The following is an 18084-nucleotide window of genomic DNA, read 5'->3' on the forward strand; positions in this document are numbered from 1 at the left end:
TGTAATCAGACTCTATATTTTATAGAGTAAACGGCTATATTTGGAATAAGATGATAAAAAATCTAATATGTATTTATTTACTGCTTATCTTAGGAAATCAACTGCTATTTTCGCAAGCTGATTACATAAGCTGGGAGTTTAAAGGAGGAAGTCTTCTAAACAATCCTGATGGCACTTCTACTGGACCAGGTCCTGAACCTGCAGGATTAGATATAGCTACAACACCTAACACATCTATAACAAGAGGTCGCTTACGCTCTGCAATACTAGGAGACCTAGACAATGATGGCGATCTAGATTTTATTTCTGGTAGTCAAGGAGGTACTGTACATTATTTTAAAAACGAAGGTACAATAACATCTCCTAATTGGGTAGCAGCATCTATACCAACTTTGGACACTATTTGGATTGATAGAGATCTAACCGTAAGAAATCAAAATAGACCTCAACTCACAGATATCGATGATGATGGAGACCTAGATTTGTTTATAGGTACCGACTATGATTATGAACGAGATCGTAATAATGATATACTTTTCTATAGAAACATAGGCACACCAGAAATTCCTGTTTTTGAATATATCCCAGATGGTTTACCAGGACTTAATGATCAAGAGATAGCCGAATTTCCAGGTTTGGGTTTTGTAGACCTTGATAATGATTCAGATCTAGACCTAGTAGCATTAGGTAGTGATAAATTAACTTACTACAAAAATATTGGCGCTAGAAATAATCCCATATTCGAACGTCAGTCCGAAGCAGACAGCCCTTGGATTGATGAAAATGCTTTTAATAATATGGATGTTCCGATACCTGTGTTTGAAGATTTTGATAAAGACGGGGATTATGACATGTTTTTTATGACTGATACTGGTTTCGTTAGATGGATAGAAAATATTGGTACAACAACAATTCCTAGTTTTGCTTCTACCCAAAACGTATTTAATGGTGAATTAACTCGTGGAGAAATTGGTAGTTTTTCTACCATAGATTTTGGGGATGTGGATGGAGATGGTCTAAAAGATGCTATCTTGGGTAGCTTTAATGTAGCGCGATTTGCTTGGTTTAAACAGATTCCCGTTTGCATAAATCCAACTATAACAGATGTAGTTGCGGCAACTGAATTGTGTGAAGGTGACACTACTATGATTACCATATCTGGTAACCTCAATAGTGGATCAACTTGGTCTATTTATACGGATTCTTGTGGAGAAAATTTATTAGGGACTACCACTACAAACACTTCAACTTTTGAAGTAACTCCTACTATACCAAGTACCACTTATTACATACGAGGTGAAGATAGTGATCTAGGATGTATAGATGAAACTATAGCCACCTGTACAACAATTACAATAATGGTTAATACTTTAGATGATCCATCTTTTAATTATAACCAGGCTCTCTATTGTACAGATGCATCAAATCCTACTCCAACAGTTACTGGGTTGGCTAATGGTACATTTTCAAGCACTACAGGTTTGGTTCTAGATCTTGCTTTGGGAACTATTAATATCACAGACAGCACACCTGGAGAATATACTGTGACCTATACAACTAATGGAACTTGTCCGAATACAAGTGATGTAACTGTAACTATCACCGAACTTGACGATCCTAACTTTAGTTATGCTGCAGCACTTTATTGTACAGATGCGTCAAACCCTACCCCAACAGTTACTGGATTGGATGGTGGTACATTTTCAAGCACTACAGGTTTGGTTCTAGATCCTGCTTTGGGAACTATTAATATCGCAGACAGCACACCTGGTGAATATACTGTGACCTATACAACTAACGGAACTTGTCCAAACACAAGTGATGTAACTGTAACTATCACCGAACTTGACGATCCTAACTTTAGTTATGATGCAGCACTTTATTGTACAGATGCATCAAATCCTACTCCAACAATCAATGGATTGGCTGGTGGTATATTTTCAAGCACTACAGGTTTGATTCTAGATCCTTCTTTGGGAACTATTAATATCGCAGACAGCACGCCTGGTGAATATACTGTGACCTATACAACTAATGGAACTTGTCCAAACACAAGTGATGTAACTGTAACTATCACCGAACTTGATGATCCTAGCTTTAATTATGATGCAGCACTTTATTGTACAGATGCATCAAATCCTACGCCAACTATCAATGGATTGGCTGGTGGAGTGTTTTCAAGTACAATAGGTTTAGATTTAGATCCTTCTTCAGGAACTATTAATATTGCAGATACTACTCCTGGAGCATATGTTATTACTTATACAACCAATGGAACTTGTCAGAATACAAGTACAGTAAATGTAACCATCACTGAACTTGACGATCCTAGCTTTAATTATGATCAAGCTCTTTATTGTAAAGATGCAGCAAATCCTACGCCAACTATCAATGGATTGGCTGGTGGAGTGTTTTCAAGTACAATAGGTTTAGATTTAGATCCTTCTTCAGGAACTATTAATATTGCAGATACTACTCCTGGAGCATATGTTATTACTTATACAACAAATGGAACTTGTCAGAATACAAGTACGGTAAATGTAACCATCACTGAACTTGACGATCCTAGCTTTAGTTATAATCAAGTTCTTTATTGTAAAGATGCAGCAAATCCTACGCCAACTATCAATGGATTGGCTGGTGGGCTGTTTTCAAGTACAATAGGTTTAGATTTAGATCCTTCTTCAGGAACTATTAATATTGCAGATACTACTCTTGGAGCATATGTTGTTACTTATACAACCAATGGAACTTGTCAGAATACAAGTACAGTAAATGTAACCATCACTGAACTTGACGATCCTAGCTTTAGTTATGATCAAGCTCTTTATTGTAAAGATGCAGCAAATCCTACGCCAACTATCAATGGATTGGCTGGTGGGCTGTTTTCAAGTACAATAGGTTTAGATTTAGATCCTTCTTCAGGAACTATTAATATTGCAGATACTACTCCTGGAGCATATGTTGTTACTTATACAACCAATGGAACCTGTAGTGATTCATCCACTTTTAATATTATTATTAATGCTCTAGATAATGCATCATTCTCATATATGGCGACTTCTTATTCAACTGCAGATTCAGATCCGACTCCAACAGTAGATGGAATAACAGGTGGTACCTTTACATCTATGCCTGCAGGATTGGCAATTAATGGTAGTACTGGAGAAATTGATATATCCGCTTCAATACTTAATATGTATACAGTTACATATACAACACTTGGAATCTGTAGTAACTCGTCCAGTGTAGGTGTAACTATCGCTGATATAACACCTCCAACAGTAAGCATAACCTCTACGGAATCTAATCCAACCAGTAATACTTCATTTGAAATCACTATTAGTTTTAGTGAAGATGTAACTGCTTTTGATTTAAACGATATCATTGTTGAAAATGGAGTAGCTACAAATCTTTCTGGTGGAGGGCTATCCTATAATGCTACAATTACAGCAATTACATCCGCAACCATAACTATTAATATTAATGCAGACAGCCTAAGAGACCTGTACGGAAATGGAAATACTGCAGCAGCTCAATTTAGTATTGATTTTGATAACACTTTAGGAATAGATGATGAAAACCTCACAAATGGTATTAGTATTTACCCAATACCATCCAATAATATAATCAACATATCGGGTGAAATCAATCTATCATTAAAACGTGTTGAATTTTTTGATATTCAAGGTAAATTAATACTTTCTAAAAAACTAAATCGTGGCAGTATTACCAATAGTATTGATATTTCTTCAATTCGTTCTGGTTTATATCTAATGATGATATACTCTGAAAGAGGGTCCACGACTAAAAAGATACTGAAAGAATAGCGTTCTATAAAATTGAAACGTAAGCTCGTAATCGTAATTCAGCTATATAAATATGTACCAAAAGGTTTATAGTAAATTTTCCTTTGGTTAATTTGATTCTTTTTTTTGCGTGAGCGATTGTAATAGAAATCCCACAGCCTGACTGAAAGGAAGTGGGAGGAATTGAAATGTAAAGCGCGACCCTTGTGGTCACGCCCAAATCCAGAAAAAACAAATTATGCCTTACACTTGTTAAGTGGATTCTGTTTTATTTTTAAATTTTCTAATCCCCCAATCGACTTTGTAGGTTCTATATAGTAAATCATAGATTACCATTTCGTGTAAACGGTTTTTAGATCTAAATAACCTATTCATAAGCATATGAATATAACTACCCATCATATCATCTAATTCAGGTTTACTTACAACAGATAGAATCTTTCTAACCAAAGGCTCACTATTTTTACTCTTTTCCTCCAAAACATCAATAATAGGAGCATAATCAGCATCTGTTTCTCTTTCGAAATTTAAAAAACTCTTAATTTTATCATGCTCATTCCTGAATTTCTTATCCAGCTGTTTTTTGAGACCTTTATTCATTCCAAATTCGGCTCCAAAACCTAGCTTTAATCGTTCCATTAAAACCATTTTTTCATCTTCATTATAACCAAAATCTTGGAGTTTTTGATCTATTGCTCTTGCTCCAAATAACCATCTTAGTTCTTCTCCTTCATCTCCGTCAATCATATCCAAAAAATCTACGATCATCTTACTATCCAGAAAAAATAATTCTTCAGACTCCCTCATGGTTTTTACTCCATAGCGTTCTATTTCTCTTTGATATGTATCCAATTGTATTTTCCAGATCAGGTCCTCATCAGAAAACTCCTTGAGTGAACTATATAAAGCATTAATAACTCCAGCCACGTTCTCTGGATTTTCATAATGGAATCTCACTCTAATATGATGCTTTGGATCGTTATACCGAATGAAAAACCATTTATCGATGATATCATTTTCTAATAAATGCATCGCAGTAGGTTTAATAATATCTGTAAGAACCAAATCTGAGGTTTTTGGCCCTGTATATATTTTATAATACAACCATTCACTACCAACTATAAAAGATCTTTTTACGTCCATTATTAATTCTGTAAGTTTTTTAATTTCTTTTCATTGTAAAATGATATAACAACCTGATTTGTAAATACTTTCTCTCCTTCTTTTGTCAAACTTTCATTGATGTGCAAAAATTCTTTGAGTTTAAATCTACTCCTCTTTTTTACAGTATTCAACAACATTTTTACAGATGTAGTATTTTTAGAATTGATTAGTAATTCATTATCGCCATCTACCAGAAGTACGAACTGAGGTAACCTTTTACTAGCCAAAAAGTTCTCTAATTCTTTACAAAATTTATCTTCATCATTCAGATTCTTTAATAATGGTTGAATATCTGATGAATCGATATTCCAAATTGCATTAGAAAATATGATATCTCTATATTCTACTCTTGGCAAAAAATCATGCTCTTCTGCAAATGGTCCCCAATCAAACGCGATTCCTCCTCTTTGGTTTTGAGTTTGCATATTGGCCAAAAACTGATAAATCGGTAATGCGTTACTAGAAAAGTTATGCGCATTAGTTAAGTGTGGAATTACTTCTTTATTAAACTTTTTAGACCTCAATATTACCTTTCCGTTAGGGCTAGCAGAAATCATTAAGTCATCTAACAAAAGTTGATTTTCATCATTCAGGATAGACTTTGCTAGGTATGGGATTTCATACTTTCTAAAGTTAGGTCTCATCAAAATATTTCCTACTCGAGATTCCGGTAAATGCACAATTTCTGCAAGAATTTTATCAGGATTTAACTTTGTTTCTATATCAACTATTTCTTTCGTATAGGCGTCTAAATCTTTATCTCCATGACAAAAGCGTCCTAAAAGGTTTGCCGCACTCGAGCCTCCACAACTAGACATAATAATTTTTTCAGTATCATCTACCTTTACCAATTCGATCATAGTAGAAATAGTATCCGGTAAATCTTCCCAATTTTCCTCGAAATCATTAAAGTCTTTGTCTGTTAATACCAAAGTGCTTTGCCGTTCCTTAATACACGCTAATAACCTCTTATTCAGCACCGCATGTATTGGTGACCATTTAACATCTCTTATCGTTGTTTTTTCTTGTTTAAATGGCAGTAAAAGATCGTCAATTATTTGACTTACATCTCCTGAATCTTTATCCTGCAAAAATCCAATTCCAAGTTCTACATCAAGTGCTTTTGATAAAGAAACTTCTCTACCTTCATAACGCTCATAAAAAGCTGCTTTAAACCTAGAATTAAGCGTTTCTTTTGGTAATAATGTAAGTTTATTAAGTAATGACAATCCTTTCTTTATCTTCCTTACGGTTTCGTGACTAATTGTATTCGTTTCTAAAGAAAGGTTCATATCCGTCTGAAACATATACTTCAATTCGAAACCAGTTCCCAATTTCTTTAAAGATTCACTGAGGTCAATGTATTTTTTTGCTGGGTTTCCTATATTTTCATCTATCTGCTTAAGTATTAGCTGTACATTTTCTAACTCAGAAATGATTTGTTCAGTACCTGATAATTTTTTAAGAACTGGAATTATTTGATCCAAAAACTCAGGTCCGGAAACGGATGGTTCTAACTCACTAATCAACAATTGACTTTCTACTAGTTGATCTATAAATCCAGATGCTTCTTCAATACTAATTTCATCGTCTACCAATAACTCTGCTAAATCACAAAGCTGAGATCCTTTTCTCCCTTCAGAAAGTACTTTTTGTAAATATTCAGAATCTTCGACCGCTACAATATGATGTACTCTTTTACTTTCTACATAAGTATACTCTACATACCTGAGTTGTTTTCCTGCTTTATAGACACTAGTATTCGGATAAAATAAAAGTTGATCCCTTATCATTTTATCTTTAACAATATCCTGAGATAGTGCCACCAGATAATTCATATCCAATCGGGTATGACGATTATTTTTTGAATTATCTAAAAGCTCAATGCTGGTGGTATCCGAAAAATCTCCGACTGCTGTTCCGGCAAAAAGTCCGAAAGGTGTGCAGCGTGAGGACATTCTACTAATGTATTTTAATACAGAATACATCATACGCTCTGATGCTGCCTTTTCTTTAATATCGCCTTTCAACCATTTTTCAAACTCCTGATATAAAGAAGGAGATGCTAAAAAAATAGCTTCTTTGATAATTTCATCAGAGCAAATTTGTTTTAACTCTTCTTCTTTCAAGGTTTTATTTTGAGTTAGCTCCTTATAGAATGAAAAGGAAAATAGAGGTGTACGTAAAACGTATTTCGGAAAATTTTTATAGCTCATAATATTGCTATTCTGAATTAACTAATTAGTAAACATTCATCCCACTTCGTTTCAAATGGTGCCAAATATGAGATGATACATAGCCCTATTCCTGCAATACCTTCGAGTAAGTTCATTTCGTTTCTCCAACCTTCTTTTTCTCCTCCATACCACTGTTTATATCCAACATATCCGTCTGTATGTGTATCCATTTTAAGCCCTTGTTCCATCCAATAATCAGCTGTTTCTTTAAATATTAATTCTTTTGTTTCTTTATACATATGATTATAAATCTGAACCATACCAAAAGTACCGTGGCATAAACCATTATCTTTTACCTTAGTTTCTTCAAGATCTCTACGTTTACAGGAGTTTTTAACTGTATTCATTCCTTTTTGTATAACTTTTTCATCTCGCAAGACTTTTCCTGCTTTCCATAATGTTAAACCAATTCCTAAGTCTCCATAACACCAAGCCAATCTTTCATTACTCTTTTCATCCATACCATCATAAACCCAGCTAGGAAACATAGAAGAAGAGGATATATCTTTATCTTCATTACTTAATATAAATTGGGTAGCTTTATATAACATTGGAATTACTTCATCATAAAAATCATCATACATTGCTAAACGGGATAAAAAATTTATAATACTGGCCATTCCATGAGACAGGCTTAGATTATATCCCCTAAGTTCTTCTTTTTCATTAAGATTGCTTTGCCATTTTATCATGTCATCCTCCTCTATAGAAGATCTTTTAAGAGAAGCTACAATTTCTAGAAGTTTTACTTTATAATCATTTTTTAAGGCTGTAGACTTTGTGCCTCGATATCTTTTAAAGAAATAAAAACCAATCCCAATTGCTCCATGTAAAAAATCATAGAAGTTATCTTTCTCTCCCATCTGTTTATTAGCAAGGCTTAAATAATCATCTAAATTAGATAATAAGTCATCACTATCAACATCGATAAAACCTTCTTCATCCAATAATTCAATAGCCCAACCTGCTCCTGCGATTCCAGTACAAAAAGTAGGAAAGCTATATCCTTCGTTAATTTTTTCTATAACAGAGGATATCATTTCTACTCCTATATCCGCATGTGATTCTTTTTCAATAAACTTAGAATAATAAAATTGAAACAAAGCAATTCCGGAAATCCCAGATAAAACACCAACATGTTCATTAGTATTATAGTTTTCAGAAAGGATGTTGCTAATTTTTTCTAATTTATCTAATAATATAGGTTTCAAATTACTCATTTTTTTTCTTAAAAAAACTGCGATAAAAAAACTGCCTAAAATCTAGGCAGTTTTTGTGTTTAAAGTATTAAAAAAACTTGTATTAACACATATACTTTGAGATTATTTTAAAAAAGCATTTCACAGTATACGTTCTTTAGTTTTTTTTAGAAACATTGCATTCCTCGAGGAGGACAACTATTAAGAGCATCTAATGTAGGACAACAGTGCGTCGGATCAATACCACCTTTGATCTTATTTAGATTTAAGTCACTAATTGTTTGTTTTTTAAGCTCCAATTTTTTCAATGATTTTTTCATGATACTTATAGTATTTTAAAATTACCTACTCTTTTTAAGGTTTTCGGCTTTCCCTTTTTTTAGAATTAGTTATAACTTAATACTTGTTATTTTTTTAATTCTAATCAAGAATTTCTCTTCTCTAAAACTATTGACAAAATAGGGTGATACAAAATTTAACATACGTATTTTGAACAAAATAAGGCATAAAAAAAAGCCTCATTACTGAAGCCTTTTTATACCTTATTCCGTATTCTTTTGGAACTAAAAAACGTTTAATGTTGGTTCACAAATCACATATGAATTACCTTCGTGTTCTGTAGGCAGACAATCCCCTCCTTTTACTTTCCTCATAGCATCTAGGTTGATTCTAGCTATAGTAAGCTTTTTTAGCGTAATTGTGTGTTTTTGTTTATTCTTCATGAGTGTACGTTTTGTGCTTTATTCATTCTCCTAAAAAAAGAGTACTAATAAATAAAAAGTTATATACAAGAAATATACTTTTAATAGAGGTCAAATCATAATTAGCAAACCTCATTTTGTTCAAAATGAGGTGTTTTTTATTGATATTAAACATGTAACGCTTAATTATTCAATTTTTCTATATTCTTGATATAATACGAAGGATTAAGTCCTGTTTTGGCTTTAAAATGTTTTGTGAAAGAATTATCGCTTTTATATCCTATTTCTGATGCTATTGAAGTGATTGAAAATGACCTGAATTTTTTATCATTCTTTAATCTTTTAAGCACATAATCAATTCTTAAATCATTGATGTAATCATTAAAACTTTTCCCTTTATACGTATTTATTATTTTAGATAGGTACGTAGCATTTGTCCTAACTTTTTTTGCAATAGATCTTAGATTACACTCTAAGCTTAAAAAATATTCTTGTTGTTCAATCTTGCTCAATCTTTTTAATACTTCATTAATTTTTTCATCATCAATGACTATTTCTTTACCTATATCTCTTATTTCCTTCGATGCTACCTTATCCTTAGTTTCTAAATTAGATATTTTTTTAATCAAATCATTAAATACTATTTTATTAGCTTTTTGTTTTCTAAAATACACTATAAGGATAATAACCATTATAAAAAGCACTATCAAAAAAGCACCTAAGATATACTTCTTATACTTTTGTTCTTTTATTCGTTTACTTTCTAGTTTTTTAATTTTATCATCTAATTTTTGTGTATTCTGATCATATATTTTGCTTACTGTTTCATCTTTGTTTTTCTGAAATTGATCTTGTAATTCCTGATGTGCAGTAAACCAATGTATAGATGCTTTTATGTCACCAGTTTCCTTGTAACTTTTTGCTAGAAGCATATGTGCATCTATTACTCTATTCTTTCTTAGATCATTTTCTTCTAATACATTTAATGTTTCCTTTAGATAGCCAATAGCTTTATCATAAGATTTTACTTCATAAAAATAACTGGCAAGAAAATAATTAACATTGATAGCTTGGTTAGATCTACCACTGATTCCCAATCTGGTTAAAATATCTTCTGCTTTGTATAAAAAATCTAATGCTTTATCGTAGTTTTTTCTTTGGTAGAATACTATTCCTTTTTTAATATACAAATCAGCAATTCCAATCTGATAATCTAAAGATTCACTTATTTTTAAACCAATTTCAGCGTATTTCAGTACTGAATCAAGTTTTTCTAAATCTAAATATACCTCGCTTATAATTGTAAGCACATTTACATGGTTCCTACCATTCTTGAAGGATGTTTTGTCAATAAAACTCAATAATTTATTACAATCTTCTCTAGCTTTGTCTAATTGATTCATTCTTCTTAGAACAATCACTATGTTAGATTTAGCAACAATCTCATTCTTAAGATCGCCTTTTTCTTGTGCTATTTCCAAAACGTTTTGATAAGAATCCAAGGCTTTTTGATTTTGCCAATCTTTTAGATACGAGTTTCCTTGTCTTAAATAGGCCTTACACAGAACTTCATCAAGTTCATTTTTTTTAGCCATTGAAATAGCTTTATCTAGATACGATATACTTCGTTCAGATTCTTCTTGCTTATAAAAATGATATCCTATTTCAGAATATATTTGAGCAAGATCAACTTTTAGGTTTTGATGGTTTATAAGAGCATTTTCATAGGCAATACTCTCACCGGGAGTAGCAATTTTTATCAACTGAATTAATTCTTCAATTGTTTTATTTTTTAAACTATCAGGGATCGTTACTCGCTGTTCTTGCCCATATGTCTTTATTAAAAAAAATACAGATGTAAATATGTAATAAAGTAAATGTCTCGATATACATCTATTAGCAAAAAAAATCATTTGGATAAATATTGTGTGATGCTCCAAATGTAATGATTAGATTAGGTATCAAGCAATTAAATTCTACAAGCACGCGTAGCTAAAAAAGAAAAGAAGCTATTCCAAAAAGTACAATATTTACAATACCATCACATTATGCGAAGTCGAAATATACTGAAAATCAAGGATAGTTATTTCTCGAATCTTCTTGAAATAACAGAGAAATCTACTTTTTAGACAGCCTCTTTTTAAAAAATAAAATATGTATTATGGGATTAATGCATATGTATAGGTTGGCAATCAGGACCGCCCAACCAAATACAGTGTGGATAATTGTTTCCTCCTTTTACGGATTGTTGTTGGTTCTTTTCTATGATTGAGACATTTTTCATCTCTAAAATTTTATCTAACATATCTACGTGTTTTTATGTACCTACTCTGTTATAAGGTTTTCGGTTTGCCCTTTTAAATAACTTTTATTGTTAGTGCTCAATACAAACAGGTCTTGTACCAGGTCCGGTTTGTGCTGTATTACCACAGGCATTCATTTGTGAAGGAGTACATGTTACTACTGAAGTAAAACCCCCTCCTCCTTTAACTTTAGTAAGGTTTAGGTTACTAATCGTTTGTTTTTTTAACTCTAAATTTTTCAATGATTTTTTCATGATAATTATAATTTAATCCATACTATTTGAAAACAAAATGAGACTATATAAAAAATGTATCATTTATCGGTCTGAACCCATCGAAGGCTATATAAAAACCAATCGTTTAAAACTTCTACAAGTTTGGTATTACATCAATAATTTATTTATTACACTATCTCATTTTTTGTGTTAATGTAATATTTGATAACAAGTTCCATTTGGAGAACAGGTTCCAGCACACGACTGTAGGCATTCATAAAATTCATCACCTGGGCAAGTTGAACATCCATCTGGTCCTGCAGCAATAATAGATTGTTGCTCGCTTCTATTTAGTTTTGATACTCCTTTTAATTCTAAAATGTTATTAAGCATGATTATATGTTTTAAGTACCTACTCTATCTTAAGGTTTTCGGTTTCCCCTTGATCAAAATCAATTGTCGACATCGCTTTGATTGTGAGACTAAGCTAGATTGAAAAAAAGAGGATAAAAAACAAAGCAACCCTGTTTTGGATAAAACAGGGTCATAAAAAAACCCTGCAAAGGTTGCAGGGTTTTTAAACAATTTTATTAGTATTAATCAAGGTTCTATATTACATTTATCTGGAAATGTTTCAAAAGTAGGAAGGCTACTACCTCCTTTAATTTGATGCATCGCATCTATATTGATTCTGGCAATCGTTAGCTTCTTTAAGCTGATTTTGTTGTTTTGTTGTTGCTTCATAAACAATGTAATTTAGTTAGTATTTCTTTCTGTTTTTTGGATTTTAAGAACCCCAATACATATATTCTTAATTGAAATATATTTTATCTGAAAGACTAATCACAATACACTTACCCTGTTTTAGACAAAAACGGGTTGTTTTTTATACACTTTTTGTAACGTTATCCTCTCGTTGTAACTTTTCTATATTTTTAATATAATACGATGGATTTAAACCTGTTCTTGCTTTAAATCGTTTAGCAAAAGCATCATCACTTTTATAACCTACTTCTGCAGCAATTGATTTAACAGAAAAGGCTCTGAATTTTTTATCATTTTTTAGTCGCTGTAATGCATACTCTATTCTTAAATCAGCTATATATTCATTAAAGTTCTTTCCTTTATGTGCGTGAATAATCTTGGTAAGATAGGTAGTATTCGTTTTTACCTTTTTAGCGATTGCGCTTAGGTTACATTCGGTTTTTAAAAAATATTCCTGATCTTCTAACTTATCCAAACCTTTTAATATTGCTGTAACTTTATCATCATCAATTACAATTGTTGCGCTATTATTTTTTGAGTCTTTTTCACTTTTTTGCACCTCTAAAAGATTGACTTTTTCAACCAATTCTGAGAACATTAGCTTATTCGACTGTTGTTTTTTATAATATGTAAACCCTATTAGTAATAAAGTTAAAGAAATGGTAATAGAACCAATCAATAGATAACTTGAGGTGTTTTCTTTACTTTTTAGTTTTGCTATTTCTTTCTCATACTTTTCAGTTTCTTTCTCATAAATAGTATCTACGGTTTTATTTTTTTCTTCCTGATAATTCTCATTTAAGTTTATATAAATACGCTCCCAATAATGTCCTTGTTCAAAATCTTTCTTTTTAAAATAACAATTAGCCAGTAATAAGTGTGATTGGATTACTGGTAGTTTACTTACATCCTCTTCCTTAATAAAATCCATGGTGTTACATAAATACAAAATTGCCTGGTCATAGTTTTGCTCCTCATAATAGCAAGCTGCCAGATAATAATTTATTTTCACCGATGGGAAAAACTTATTATCAATATCATAATTATCCAAAATACCTTTAGCCTTATGTAGATTATCAAAAGCCTGATCAAAATCTTTTTTGTAATAGTAAGCAATCCCTTTTTTAATATACAAATCCACCAAACCTTCTTTAAAATCTAGCGATTTGCTTAGTTTAATACCTTTATTAGCATAATGTAGTACCGAATCATATTGTTCTTTATCTAAATATACTTCATTGATATTAGTAAGTATTCTTACATGGTTTCTACCATTTTTAAAAGATGTTTCATCAATGGCATGTAACATTTCTTTAGAAATTTCTAAGGCTTTATCTAACCTATTCATTTTATGTAATACGAGTACAAGGCCTGAATTAGCATTAATTGAATTTCCTAAATTTTCTTGCTGTTGTGAGATTTTTAGTGCCTTATGATAGTTGTCAAATGAATTCTGATGTTTTCCTTCTCTAAGAAATGTAGCGCCATTTAATATATAACTCCAAAATGACAAGTTTTTATCATTTAGTTTATTTCCTATTTTATGCACCCTATTTCCATATTTGATACTCCTTTTAAAATCTTCTTTTCTATAAAAATGAAACCCCAATCTAAGATAAAACTTGGCTGAGACTGAATCGTCCTTATGAAAACTCTCCAATACTTCTTCATAGACTTCTATCTGATCAGCATCAGAAGATCTAATTAAATTAACCAGTTGTCCAGGAGTTTTAGTTTCTAGGCTATCGGGTACCGCCAATTTGGTCTCCTGTGCATCCGTAAAAACGGGTATTATAATAAATAGTAATAAGAAAAGGAAAAGTATTTGTGTTTTAAAAAAAGCCATTACAATAATTGAGAAGTATACTCCCAAATGTAATCATTCTTTTTAATCTGTTTTTTGAAGTAATTAGTCTTAAAATAAAGAGAAACTTATCTAAAATTGATCGTACAGCTCTGGGATTGTCCAAACCACTTTACTCGATTACGAGAAGCTAGTCTATAGATTCCATCCCGAATCATTCTCGGAACAAATGCTAACAAAGCTGCTACGCGTTTCCATTTTGGGATTTTGGATATAATTTTCAGAAAACCATCCGAATGCGTATGCGATCCATATTCATCAATAAGGATTACTGTGTCTAAACGTTCCGTTGGATATTCATATTTTCTGAGTAACTTTTGCCCTTGAGGAGATTGAAAAGGAACAAAATGAAAAAGATCTTCTGGAGCAAACTGCATTAACCAACCCACAACACCATTACATAGATTACACTCGCCATCAAATATAATAATACTTTTATCTAAGGAAGTTTCCATTTTATTGATTTTTAAGTTTTTACACGATTATAGTCGTATAGAACCGTCAATCATTTCAATACTACAGTGAGAATTTTGATAAATTTTAGAATCATGCGTTGCGATTACCACTGCTTTATTTCTAGATCCTGCTATTTCTTTGAGCAACTCAAAAATTAACTCAGAGTTTTTTTGATCTAAATTTCCAGTTGGTTCATCAGCTACAATCAAAGAAGGGTCATTAATTAGAGCCCTAGCAATAGCCACCCGCTGTTGTTGACCTCCAGAAAGTTGATATGAAGGTCTTTTTGCAAAAGCTATCATACCGACTTCATCTAATAAACTTAAAGCATTTTCCTTAATCTCCTCTTTGCTTTTCTGAGATAATTTCATCGCTGGGAGCATTACATTCTGTAGCACACTAAATTCTGGAAGTAAATAATGAAATTGATACACAAATCCGATGTGTTTATTTCTAAAATCGGTGAGAGCCGAAGATCCCAAATTTTTAATATCCTGATTATATATGTACAACTTTCCTTCGAAATCAGTATCCAGAGTTGATAAAATGTACAATAAAGTCGATTTCCCGCTTCCAGATTCTCCATACACGGAGACCAGCTCTCCTTCAGAAATTGATAAAGAAACATCTTTTAATACCTGATGCTTTTCTGGTTCCAAAAAATACTTATTTATATGTCCTGCTTCTAAAATCATACTCCTCTAATAATCGTTACGGGATCTACTTTACTTGCTTTTTTTGAAGGAAAATATCCTGCAAAAATAGTTGTCAATACTCCAAAGAAAAATCCTAACACATAGTATGACATTTTAAAATTAATTGGATAGGTATCCACAATTATAAAGTCTGACGTATCTAAAGGAGTAGTAGAAATTAGATAACTAATCAAATATCCAAAAACGCTCCCTAAAACAGCTCCTAATACACCAATAATTATGGATTGAACTAGAAAAATAAACACAATATCATTACTAGAATATCCAATTGTTTTTAGGACTGCAATATCTTTTCTCTTCTGGATTACTGTAATATTAAGAATATTATAAATTCCAAATCCTGCTACTAAAAGTAATGCAAAAGAAACAGACCAAGTAAGAATATCACGAACCTTATTTCCTATCACAATCGTCTTGTTACTATCTTTCCAATCTTCTGTAGCAATTCCATCAATATTTTCACTTAGATAAGCTTTTAAACGAACGTTATCTCTCTCTTTTAGTTTTATGTGAATATTCGTAATACCATTTTTTTGATCTAATAAATTCTGCAAGGTAGTTGAAGAAACATAGGTTCTTACATTATCTATGGTCGTAATCCCAAAACTAAATATACCCGAAACTTTTAGTATTGTACTCTTACCGTTAGGGAGTATCATTTTTATCTGATCTCCTGTAGAAACTTTCAATCGGTTAGCAAGACTAATTCCTAGTAAAATAGTATTCTCTGCTAACAAACTTTGGAAACCTTCTCCTTCTATTAATCGTCTTTCTAGGTCTACCATATTACGCTCCTGATCCGGGAAAATACCATTAATACTGCCGGGGAATTGTTTAGCATCACTAATCAAAATTGCTGGTGAAATGATTTGGTGTGCAAAAAATTGAACATTTTTATCAGTTTTCAGAACATTATCAATCTTGTTACTGTTTTTTATGTAATTAGATAGTATAGTAGATTGTTTTTTAGACTTTGCGCTAACCATTATATCAGGACTTCCATTAAAAACTGCATCATCAAGAAAGTCGTTGACCCCTGTCATAAAGTTGATCATGACAATAAAAGTTGTTACGCCCAACAAAACTCCTATCGCTGCTAAAAAGCTTTGCTTTTTTCTTGCCAATAAGTATTGTAACGCTATAAATATGTTTGTTTTATTAAAAACTTGCGTGGACATATTTGATAGGTCGAGAAAGCATGGATAGGATTACAGAAGTATGTTAAAAGAAATAAATCTAATAATTCGAAAATTTTATCAGTTAGAAATTATTTTTTCTTTTTACTCTTTTTTGCCAAAGGATTAAAATTCAAGCATAATTGTATCCAGTATTCCAAATCTTCATCCAGATCAAACCCATCGGCAGTAACAAAAACATATCCTCTCATTGGTCTGCCTGTAAAATCCATAGGATGACAACCTTCTCTTTTTATAGCTTCTGTATATGCTTCTTCTCCTATACGAGCCATCAAAAGATCTGTTTCTTTCTTTTTATCATAATGGATTCCGCAACACATCTTATCATCTACCATAAAGCAAAGACCTCCCATCATTTTTTTAGCATAGAAATTCGCTCTTTTTTCGTGGAGAATCTGATGAATGCGATCTGCTGTATATTCACTATATGCCATTATTCAATTGCTTTTGTTAAATACTCATTTACAAGGTGCATCACTTTCCAATAATTCATAAGTTCATTGATAAGAGACTCATTTGTAATAAGAGATGGAGCTTCTTCGCCTACAAAATAAAATTGTTTGTTGGCAATCAAAGGTTCCTTCCCGTAAGCCGCTTTCCATTCTTAGGAATTCGCTTTAAAGCGCTCCCTTTGATCTCTTCAAATGTTTGAACAAAAGCCTTATTATCTTCTACTAATTTTCTAAATCCTGAGGGATTTTGGCCAATTATAATTCTTACATTATGTAATCGCTCCTTCGAAATACTAAAACATCCTCCCATAATTCCTACCATCTCTGGAGAAAAACGTAAAAAAATCCCCGGAACACTCTTATTTTTACGACCACCTCTGGATATAAATGCAGTATAGTGTAAATTATATGGTGATTTGTCTTTAGAAAAACGAATACCTTTATGAATACGAAGTATACAATCTTTAGGTTCGATCTTTAACTTAGGATCATATTTTTGTATTTCCTTAATCATTTAAATATAATCAAACTGTTCGTTAGCGTGAAATCAAAACTTGAGCGCTATGGTATATACTATAATTTAAAAATTATTTTTTCTTGACTTCACTCTAAATCACAGCTAACAAAATACTAAAAAATAGAGTGAAACGCTACTCGATTTCCTTCTGTATCCAGAAAAATCGCCATAAAACCATTTTCTCCAATAGACGTTTTTGGCATTAAAACTTTTCCGCCTGCTTTCTCTACACGAGCTAATGGAACAGACAAATCGTCTCCTCCATTAAGGTACGCAAATGTCCCTTCTTGAGAAGGTGTGTTTCCATTTCCATGTGTTACGCAACCACCTACTCCTCCATCTTTGTAAGGAAAAAAAGCCATCTTAAATTCCATATCCATCGGTTGAAGCTTTGTTTCTAATAATTCACTGTAAAACTTTACTGCTCTTTCAAAATTGGTACTTGGTATTTCAAACCAGCTAATTGCATTTGACATAATGATGTTTTGTA

General features: G+C 32.0%; 17 protein-coding genes. 1 reads left to right on the forward strand and 16 read right to left on the reverse strand.

Going from position 1 to position 18084, the window contains the following annotated elements; genetic code table 11:
- Positions 1-50 precede the first annotated feature (50 nt).
- The gene (locus Q0921_RS16330; RefSeq protein ID WP_299258733.1) at positions 51-3830 is read left to right on the forward strand and encodes a T9SS type A sorting domain-containing protein; all 3780 of its coding nucleotides are present in this window, start codon (positions 51-53) and stop codon (positions 3828-3830) included.
- 231 nt (positions 3831-4061) lie between these two features.
- Here the strand turns inward: Q0921_RS16330 and Q0921_RS16335 are convergent, their stop codons facing one another.
- The 16 genes from Q0921_RS16335 to Q0921_RS16410 form a co-directional block, all read right to left on the reverse strand.
- Entirely contained in the window at positions 4062-4952 is an 891-nt protein-coding gene (locus Q0921_RS16335) for a thiopeptide-type bacteriocin biosynthesis protein (RefSeq protein ID WP_299258735.1), read from the reverse strand.
- 2 nt (positions 4953-4954) lie between these two features.
- Positions 4955-7189 carry a lantibiotic dehydratase family protein gene (locus tag Q0921_RS16340; RefSeq protein ID WP_299258737.1) on the reverse strand — a complete coding sequence of 745 codons (2235 nt, stop codon included), beginning with the start codon at positions 7187-7189 and terminating at the stop codon, positions 4955-4957.
- Positions 7190-7206: 17 nt separating this feature from the next.
- The gene (locus tag Q0921_RS16345; RefSeq protein ID WP_299258739.1) at positions 7207-8430 is read right to left on the reverse strand and encodes a lanthionine synthetase C family protein; all 1224 of its coding nucleotides are present in this window, start codon (positions 8428-8430) and stop codon (positions 7207-7209) included.
- Between the two features lie 146 nt (positions 8431-8576).
- A complete protein-coding gene (locus Q0921_RS16350; protein ID WP_299258741.1) occupies positions 8577-8729 on the reverse strand; it encodes a hypothetical protein in 153 nt (50 codons plus the stop codon).
- 243 nt (positions 8730-8972) lie between these two features.
- Positions 8973-9131: a class I lanthipeptide gene (locus Q0921_RS16355; protein ID WP_299258743.1), complete on the reverse strand. Its 159-nt coding sequence runs from the start codon at positions 9129-9131 to the stop codon at positions 8973-8975.
- A gap of 161 nt (positions 9132-9292) precedes the next feature.
- Positions 9293-11023, reverse strand: a complete 1731-nt coding sequence (locus Q0921_RS16360; RefSeq protein WP_299258745.1) for a helix-turn-helix domain-containing protein — start codon at positions 11021-11023, stop codon at positions 9293-9295.
- 461 nt (positions 11024-11484) lie between these two features.
- On the reverse strand, positions 11485-11667 hold the full coding sequence (locus Q0921_RS16365; protein ID WP_299258747.1) for a hypothetical protein: 183 nt from the start codon (positions 11665-11667) through the stop codon (positions 11485-11487).
- 171 nt (positions 11668-11838) lie between these two features.
- Positions 11839-12021, reverse strand: coding sequence for a hypothetical protein (locus tag Q0921_RS16370; protein ID WP_299258749.1), 183 nt, complete (start codon positions 12019-12021; stop codon positions 11839-11841).
- 207 nt (positions 12022-12228) lie between these two features.
- Positions 12229-12372 (reverse strand): class I lanthipeptide, encoded by a 144-nt coding sequence (locus Q0921_RS16375; protein WP_299258751.1) that lies wholly within the window; start codon positions 12370-12372, stop codon positions 12229-12231.
- 142 nt (positions 12373-12514) lie between these two features.
- The gene (locus Q0921_RS16380; RefSeq protein WP_299258752.1) at positions 12515-14239 is read right to left on the reverse strand and encodes a helix-turn-helix transcriptional regulator; all 1725 of its coding nucleotides are present in this window, start codon (positions 14237-14239) and stop codon (positions 12515-12517) included.
- An 86-nt stretch (positions 14240-14325) separates the two neighbouring features.
- Entirely contained in the window at positions 14326-14712 is a 387-nt protein-coding gene (locus Q0921_RS16385; protein ID WP_299258753.1) for a thiol-disulfide oxidoreductase DCC family protein, read from the reverse strand.
- A 27-nt stretch (positions 14713-14739) separates the two neighbouring features.
- Entirely contained in the window at positions 14740-15408 is a 669-nt protein-coding gene (locus Q0921_RS16390) for an ABC transporter ATP-binding protein (protein ID WP_299258754.1), read from the reverse strand.
- Positions 15405-16607 (reverse strand): FtsX-like permease family protein, encoded by a 1203-nt coding sequence (locus Q0921_RS16395; RefSeq protein WP_299258755.1) that lies wholly within the window; start codon positions 16605-16607, stop codon positions 15405-15407. Before Q0921_RS16395 ends, Q0921_RS16390 begins: the two co-directional genes overlap by 4 nt.
- A gap of 89 nt (positions 16608-16696) precedes the next feature.
- Entirely contained in the window at positions 16697-17059 is a 363-nt protein-coding gene (locus Q0921_RS16400; RefSeq protein ID WP_299258756.1) for a TfoX/Sxy family protein, read from the reverse strand.
- Between the two features lie 136 nt (positions 17060-17195).
- Complete coding sequence (locus Q0921_RS16405) at positions 17196-17591, reverse strand: DUF2461 family protein (RefSeq protein WP_299258757.1); 396 nt, start codon at positions 17589-17591, stop codon at positions 17196-17198.
- Between the two features lie 116 nt (positions 17592-17707).
- Positions 17708-18070: a VOC family protein gene (locus tag Q0921_RS16410; RefSeq protein ID WP_299258759.1), complete on the reverse strand. Its 363-nt coding sequence runs from the start codon at positions 18068-18070 to the stop codon at positions 17708-17710.
- Positions 18071-18084: the final 14 nt, after the last annotated feature.

This window comes from uncultured Aquimarina sp. (assembly GCF_947496855.1).
Classification (GTDB): domain Bacteria; phylum Bacteroidota; class Bacteroidia; order Flavobacteriales; family Flavobacteriaceae; genus Aquimarina.